Source organism: Aquabacterium sp. A08, from assembly GCF_011742065.1.
In genome coordinates this window covers 1-253 of sequence record NZ_JAAQQT010000022.1, presented here as the reverse complement: position 1 = coordinate 253, position 253 = coordinate 1, and the positions used below count along the sequence as shown (strand labels likewise).

Genomic DNA, 253 nt, shown 5'->3' with positions numbered 1-253 from the left:
TACTTGGCGTGCAGTTCCATGCCGATCTGGAAGTCGCCGGTGGGCTCGCCGTCTTTGCCCAGGCCTTGGTGGCCGGTGGCCACGCCTTGGACGGAACCATCGGCGTTGTAGATGACTTCAGACGCCGCAAAGCCAGGGAAGATCTCCACGCCCAGCGCTTCGGCCTGCTCGCCCAGCCATTTGGTCAGCGCGCCCAGGCTGATGACGTAGTTGCCGTGGTTGTGGAAGCAGTCGGGCACCAGGGCGTCGGGGG

The 253-nt window shown here is 65.2% G+C and carries 1 protein-coding gene; it reads right to left on the bottom strand.

Annotated elements, in window-relative coordinates:
* Window positions 1–253, bottom strand: a 253-nt coding sequence (locus tag HA630_RS00125) for an NAD(P)/FAD-dependent oxidoreductase (protein WP_371809166.1), incomplete at both ends; no start/stop codon positions are given.